7 protein-coding genes are annotated in these 6,243 nt (G+C 70.6%); 3 read left to right on the top strand and 4 right to left on the bottom strand.

Features of this window, described 5'->3' with window-relative positions; all coding sequences use genetic code 11:
* On the bottom strand, positions 1-567 hold a 567-nt coding region (locus G6018_RS02445), incomplete at its 3' end, for a DUF3000 family protein (protein WP_182638617.1).
* A 106-nt stretch (positions 568-673) separates the two neighbouring features.
* Between G6018_RS02445 and hemE the strand changes: the two genes are divergently transcribed.
* Genes hemE through hemQ form a run of 3 tightly spaced genes read left to right on the top strand, consistent with a single transcriptional unit; the run spans position 674 to position 3,873 of the window.
* Positions 674-1,789, top strand: a complete 1,116-nt coding sequence (gene hemE, locus G6018_RS02440; RefSeq protein ID WP_182638616.1) for a uroporphyrinogen decarboxylase — start codon at positions 674-676, stop codon at positions 1,787-1,789.
* Between the two features lie 2 nt (positions 1,790-1,791).
* Complete coding sequence (hemG, locus tag G6018_RS02435) at positions 1,792-3,174, top strand: protoporphyrinogen oxidase (protein ID WP_182638615.1); 1,383 nt, start codon at positions 1,792-1,794, stop codon at positions 3,172-3,174.
* Positions 3,175-3,177: 3 nt separating this feature from the next.
* Positions 3,178-3,873: a hydrogen peroxide-dependent heme synthase gene (gene hemQ / locus G6018_RS02430; RefSeq protein WP_182638614.1), complete on the top strand. Its 696-nt coding sequence runs from the start codon at positions 3,178-3,180 to the stop codon at positions 3,871-3,873.
* Between the two features lie 79 nt (positions 3,874-3,952).
* On the opposite strand, the gene msrB is transcribed toward hemQ, so the two are convergent.
* From msrB to G6018_RS02415, 3 genes are all read right to left on the bottom strand, one after another.
* Positions 3,953-4,393, bottom strand: coding sequence for a peptide-methionine (R)-S-oxide reductase MsrB (gene msrB / locus G6018_RS02425; protein WP_182638613.1), 441 nt, complete (start codon positions 4,391-4,393; stop codon positions 3,953-3,955).
* Between the two features lie 9 nt (positions 4,394-4,402).
* Positions 4,403-5,599: a glycosyltransferase family 87 protein gene (locus G6018_RS02420; protein ID WP_347237774.1), complete on the bottom strand. Its 1,197-nt coding sequence runs from the start codon at positions 5,597-5,599 to the stop codon at positions 4,403-4,405.
* 49 nt (positions 5,600-5,648) lie between these two features.
* Positions 5,649-6,243, bottom strand: a 595-nt coding sequence (locus tag G6018_RS02415; protein WP_182638612.1) for an alpha/beta hydrolase, incomplete at its 5' end; no start/stop codon positions are given.

Genomic DNA, 6,243 nt, shown 5'->3' with positions numbered 1-6,243 from the left:
GGTCACGCCGACCGGCGGGAGTCCGGCCGCCAGGGAGAGCGTCTTGCAGAAGGCGGAGGCGTGACCGGTCAGGTTCGACTCGAGGGCGGTCCACGACGCGCGCAACTCGAGCTGGTGGGCCTGGGGCGGTCCGGAGATGTCGCCGTAGCGGACCGACGCGGTGCTGGTGACGGTTCCGCCCAGCGACGTGTACGGTCCGGCGTCCTCGTCGAGCGCCTCGGTGAGCCAACTCCAGGCGACCTGGGGCAGCAGGGGATCGCCCGCGAGTGAGGCCTCCATGTCGGCCTGGATGTAGGCGACCAGCCGCAGCGTGCCGTTCCACGCGTCGTCCCCGGAGGGGTCGTGGAGGAGGATCAGCCGACCGAACGCGTCCCCGTCGGAGAACTCGGGCACATCGTCCCCGGTCGGCGGGATGATCTCCACCCCGAGCGCATGACTGTACGGCGCCAGTCTCTGCGGCGGACGGATCGGGCCGACGGAGATCTCAGGGCGGACCTCGAGCCGGGACAGCGACTCGACCGCCTCCCGGAAGACCTCGGGCTCGCCGTCATTGACCGATGTGCTCACGGGTCGTCACGCTAGCCACCACCCGGCGGCGTCCCGAGGAGGCGCGCCGTCGCCCACCGGGGTGGGGTGGAGGGCCCCGGTGGCGCACTCGTGGGACCATGGGGGGGTGCTGAACTCCGATGTGCCCTCGAATCCCAGGTCCGTTGACACCCAGGGCGCCGGCCGCGCCACCGCGCGCCGGGCCGGGACCGGCCCCTACCTCGACGAAGTCGGGGGCACCGGTGCCGCTCACACGCCGGTGTGGTTCATGCGTCAGGCGGGTCGCTCGCTTCCCGAGTATCGCGAACTCCGGGCCGGGAGCACCATGCTCGAGGCCTGTTTCGACCCCGAGATGACCTGCGAGGTCACCCTGCAGCCGGTCCGCCGTCACGGGGTGGACGCCGCGATCTTCTTCTCCGACATCGTCATCCCGCTGGCGGCGGCGGGTGTGGACATCGACATCGTGCCGGGCACCGGGCCCGTGGTGGCATCGCCGATCCGCGACGAGGCCGGGGTCGCCGCGCTTCCCGATCTCACCCCGGACCGGCTCGAGAAGATCGGCGAGGCGGTCCGCATGGTGGTGGCGGAGCTCGACCCGGAGGTCGCGCTCATCGGCTTCGCCGGCGCCCCCTTCACCCTCGCCTCCTACCTCATCGAGGGCGGACCGAGCCGTAACCATGAGCACACGAAGTCCCTGATGTACTCCCGCCCCGACGTCTGGCATGCACTGATGTCCAAGTTGGCGGACCTGACCACGGTGTTCCTGCGCGCGCAGATCGATGCGGGCGTGGACGCCGTCCAGCTGTTCGACTCGTGGGCCGGGGCGCTGAGCCTGCGGGACTACCGGTCGATGGTGCTCCCGCACTCCACCGGGATCTTCGCCGACGAGGTGATCTCCACGGTTCCCCGCACCCACTTCGGCGTGGGCACCGGAGAACTGCTCGGGGCGATGGGCGAGGCCGGTCCAGAGGTCGTCGGTGTGGACTGGCGCATCCCGCTCGACGACGCCGCGGTGCGGGCTCCGGGCAAGGTGCTCCAGGGCAACCTCGACCCCGCCATACTCTTCGCCGACCGCTCGGCGCTGGACTCCGAGGTCCGGAGGATCCTCGACGAGGGGGCGCGGGCACGTGAGCTGGGCGCCCGCGGGCACGTGTTCAACCTCGGGCACGGCGTCCTGCCCGCCACCGACCCGGGTGCCGTGACCCACGTGGTCGAGCTGGTCCACGAGCTGACCGGGACGTAGGGATGGCCCCTCGTGTCGCGGTGATCGGTGGCGGTCTCAGCGGTCTCACCGCCGCCTATCAGCTCGCCCTCGACCTGCCCGGCGCGCGGATCACGGTCCTCGAGGCGTCGGACTCGATCGGCGGGGCACTGAACACCGTCGACTTCCCGTCCGGCCCCATGGAGCTGGGGGCTGAGGCCTTCATCGGCCGCCGCCCCGAGGCCTCCGAGCTCGTCGCCGAGCTGGGGCTGACCGACTCCATTCGGCACCCGGGTCCGCTCGGCCCGGCGATCCTCACCGACGGTCGACTGGTCCCGATGCCGGTCGGCACCGTCATGGGGCTCCCATCCGACGTGGCCGGACTGTCCGGTGTCCTGAGCCCCAAGGAATCGGCCGTCGCCGCCCGCGAGGCGGACACTCCACTGGAGTGGGAGTCCGGCGGGGACGTCTCGCTGGGCCGGCTCGTGGCCGAACGGTTCGGCGACGCGGTGGTCTCGAGGCTCGTCGATCCCATGCTCGGCGGGGTGTACGCCGCCCCCAGCTCGGGACTCGGCCTGCGGCAGGTCATCCCCGCTCTCGCCGAGGTGTTGGACCGGGGCGCGCCCACGCTGACCGCCGCGATCAGTGAGCTCCTGGGCAACCGCGTACCGGGGCCCGTGTTCGCCACCCTCGACGGCGGGTACCGGAGCCTCGTGGCCGCGCTGGCCCGGGCCGCGGGTGCCACGGTGCGCACCCACGCCACCTGCACCGAGCTCCATCGCGAGACCACCGGGTACGCCCTCACGGTCACCGGAGCCCGCGGGTCGTGGGTCGAGAACGCGGACCTCGTCGTCGTCGCCGTCCCCGTCCCCCACGCCGCGCCGCTCCTGGCCGCCGCCGGTGGTGTGGACGGCGTGGTGTCCGGACTGTCCGGGATCCGGACGGCCTCCTCCGCCGTGGTGGCGATGGAGGTCGACCGGGGGCTCGACCTGCCCGACCTCTCCGGTGTATTGGTGTCCACCGACGAGCCGGTCCCGTTCAAGGCGATGACCTTCACCAGTCGCAAGTGGCCCCACCTCGACACCCGGCCGGGACACCTGGTGCGGGTGTCGTTCGGACGGCTCGACGACGATGACGTGCTCACCGCGGATGACATCGCGCTGGCCAGGATGGCCGAATCCGCCCTCGCCGGGGTGTGCGGATCCGCACCGACGATCCTGTACTCGCGTGTCCGCCGCTGGGAGGATGCGCTCGCGGAGATCGGTCCGGGACACGCCGACCGGATCGCGGGCGTACGGGCCGAACTGGCGGACCGGTTGCCCGGGGTGGAAGTGGTCGGAGGGGCGACCGAGGGGGTCGGAGTGCCCGCGTGCATCGGTTCGGCACGGGCCGCGGCCCGGCGGTTGGCCGCCGGGTGGCAGGATTGAGCCATGGCACGCCTTGACTACAAAAAGCTCAACTCGACGCTCCGCTACCTGATGTTCTCGGTCTTCACCGTGACGCCCGGGGAGCTGGGGGAGGACCGGGCCGCGGTCACCGCGGACCTCGAGCGGTTCCTCGCCCGGTTCGACGGCACCGACGTGGTGGTCCGCGGACTGTACGACGTCTCGGGGCTCCGCGCCGAGGCCGACTTCATGATCTGGACCCACGCTGAGCACATCGAGGACCTGCAGCGGTTCTACAACGAGTTCCGGCGCACCACGATCCTGGGTCGGGCCAGCACGTCCTACTGGTCCAACACCGCTCTGCACCGACCGGCCGAGTTCAACAAGAGCCACATCCCGGCGTTCCTCGCCGAGGAGGAGCCGGGCGCGTACATCTCCGTGTACCCCTTTGTCCGCTCCTACGAGTGGTACCTGCTCCCCGACGAGGAGCGTCGCCAGATCCTCGCCGAGCACGGGCGCGCCGCCCGCGAGTACCCGGACGTCCGGGCCAACACCGTGCCGTCGTTCTCTCTGGGCGACTACGAATGGCTCCTGGCCTTCGAGGCCCCGCAGCTGGACCGGATCGTGGACCTCATGCGCGTCATGCGCAGCACAGAGGCGCGGCGTCACGTCCGTGAAGAGGTCCCGTTCTTCACCGGGCCCCGGATCAGCGCCGAGCAGTTGGCCACCACGATGCCCTGAGACGGCTCAGCGCCGCGGGGATCGACGCGAGGGGCCGGGCCGGGACCACAACGTCCCGGCCGGCCCCTGCGTTGTGCGTTCAGTCCTCGGCGGGCTCGAACGTCATGCTCAGCGAGTTGATGCAGTACCGCAGGTCGGTGGGGGTGGGGTAGCCCTCGCCGGAGAACACGTGACCGAGATGGCCGTGGCAGTTCGCGCACACCACCTCGGTGCGGGTCATCCCGAGGGTCGTGTCGGTCCGCTCGATGACGGACCCCCCGGCCAGCGGCGTGAAGAACGAGGGCCAGCCGCAGTGGGAGTCGAACTTGGAGTCACTGCGGAACAGCTCTGCCCCGCAACCGCGGCAGCGGTAGACCCCCTCGGTCTTGGTGTCCGTGTACTCGCCGGTGTACGGCCGCTCGGTGCCGGCCCGGCGTAGTACCTGGTACTCCTCGGGGGTCAGCCTGCGGCGCCACTCGGCATCGTCGAGGGTGAAGTCCGGTTGCGTCGTGTTGGAGGGGGTGTCGGTGCGCTCACTCATGTCCGCAGGCTACGCCGCTGTGGCGGCCGGTGCGATCCGCTCGTGACGGCGCGGGTCCGTCCGCCGCCAGAGCAGGATCACCAACACCGTGCACAGCAACAACAGCCATCCGAGCGTGGGATGGGCGAACTCCAACAGTCGCCCGTAGTACGGCCACCGGGCCGACTCCCAGAAGTCCAGCGTGAAGAACCCGTACGCCGCCAACCAGGCGGGCCAGTTGCGCACCAGGGACTTGTCCAGGACCACGGTGAGCATGATCGGGATGAGCATCATCGAGTAGTACATCTGACCGAGGCTGGAGACCAGGAACACGCCGGCCAGGATGACACCGGAGGTGGTGGCCAACCACAGCACCTCGTGGTTGTGCCGGTAGTCCAGTAGGAGCCACACGGCCACCAGGGTGGCCACCACGATGAGGATCCGGGCCACCAGGATGAGTGGTTCGGGGACGCCGTAGTACAGACCGAGGCCGGCGAGGGAGCTGTTGTAGTAGTCGCGGACCTCGCCCATGTACGGCGCGGTCACCTCGAGGTACCGCCCGGCGTCGACGGTGAGCGCCCAGCCCGCGGCCATGGTGGCGGCGGGGATCGCCACGGCGGCGACGAAAGGCTGCCACTGACGGCGTATCAGCGGGATGACCAACAGTGGGGCGAGCATCGGTTTGATGGCCAGGGACAAGCCCATCGCCATTCCGGCCCACCAGAGTCGCCTGCGGTGGAGGAAGTACAGGAAGGCCACCTGGCACAGGAAGATCACGCCGTTGACGTTGGTGAAGACCAGGGTGTTGGTGACCGCCTCGGTGCAGAAGGCTCCCAGGAGGATCGCCGGGGCCGCGAACGACCGCACGTCGAGGTCGAACAGGCGCATGAGCAGCCACAGGGCGCCGATGATCGCCGCCGTGTTGACGAGGATGAACAGCCACCGGGCGACGGTGTAGTTGTCGATCACACCGAAGGGCGCCAGCACGAACGTGCCGCTCGGGGCGTAGAGGTAGTGCGGCTGGACCGTGAGCAGGTTCTCGCTGTACACGGGTTCACCGGCCAGGAAGCGTCTGGTCGCCGCGTAGACGGTCCCGAAGTCATTGGTGATGGATCCGTTGACGGCCTTGATCAGGACGCGGTGGATCACGGTCATGATCGCCAGCGGCCACAGGATGTGGTTCAGCAGGCGGGGCACGGAGTCAGCGCTTCGGGTCGGCAACGGCACGGTGTGCAGGCTACCGGCCCGGGTCGCGTCCCCCACGCAGGCGCCCCGGTCAGGAGGGACAGGCCACGGAACGGTCGACGGTGGCCGGGTCGGCGAGGAACTCCGTGACGGTCGATCTGGCGCACGCGGAGTGGAGGACCACGCGCGATCCGGGTGCACCCCAGGTGAGGACCCGGATGTCGCCGGCCCCTGCGGCCGACAGCATCCCCGCGGTGGGTTCCAGCGCGGCGGCACCGGCCACCGGGTCCGCGATCCCACCCATCAGCAGCACGGGCGCGGCGCCAGGTAGTTCCAGCGTGGACTCTCCCGGGACGGGCCAGGTCGAACACGCGGACAGCTGGGCGGCGAGGATCTCCCCGAAGGGTGCGTCATCCGCCCATTCGGTGGCGAGTTCCGGGACGCGGCTCACCGGCACCCGCCGGGGCAGATCGGAGCACCCCGCGACATAGGGCAGTGACGAGCTCGTCAACGCCTCCGCCCGGGCACGCACCGGGGATCCGGGCGAGTCCGCGCCCGGGCCCGCCTCCGCGATGTCGCCGAGGATCACGTCCCCCTCGGACGCCTCCGCCGCGGAGGCACCGGACAGGTCGGCGAGGGCGGAGCGGATGACGTCGGACAGGAGGGCGGCGGGCACGCGGGCACCC

Source organism: Dietzia sp. DQ11-44 (assembly GCF_014145205.1).
GTDB classification, from domain to species: domain Bacteria; phylum Actinomycetota; class Actinomycetes; order Mycobacteriales; family Mycobacteriaceae; genus Dietzia; species Dietzia natronolimnaea.
Note: the sequence above shows the minus strand (reverse complement) of the source record. Positions and strands in the feature narration are given on the sequence as shown.